Below are 521 nucleotides of genomic sequence, written 5' to 3'. Positions count from 1 at the left end.
TACACCGAAACAGCTCCAGTTGATGGAGAATCATACTATTGTGAGGTGAAAAATTTTTGTGGAACAGTTCAGTCAAAAGTTGCAAGTTTAACTGTTCGCAATGAGGTTGCATTTACAGATCAACCAATAAATATTACTATTATAGATGGTGATGATGCTGAATTTACAGTTTCTGTTACTGGTTTTGAGCCAATTATGTATCAATGGCAGGAAGATTCAGGTACAGGTTTCACTAATATTTTGGATGGTGGTAATTATTCTGGAGCAACAAGTGCAACATTAAATATAGCAGATGTTAATATGCCATTTAATGGTAATAGGTTTCAGTGTTTAATTAATAATGTTTGTAATAATGCAACAAGTAATATTGCAACACTAACAGTAAATCCTTTAATCAAAATCTTTACACAGCCAACAAACCTTCAGGCATGTCTCGACGATGCTATTGATTTTGAAATCACAGGAACAAGTGCAGGATTAGATTATGTATGGGAATATAATGACGGAAGAGGAACTTGGTC

At 34.2% G+C, this 521-nt stretch carries 1 protein-coding gene; it reads left to right on the top strand.

The annotated features are described in order from the left end of the window. A partial coding sequence (locus NQ163_RS20620; RefSeq protein ID WP_268192195.1) for a hypothetical protein occupies positions 1-521 on the top strand: 521 nt, incomplete at both ends.

Source organism: Marinifilum sp. D737, assembly GCF_026672275.1.
Classification (GTDB): Bacteria; Bacteroidota; Bacteroidia; order Bacteroidales; family Marinifilaceae; genus Marinifilum.
This window is presented reverse-complemented; position numbering and strand designations above follow the sequence as displayed.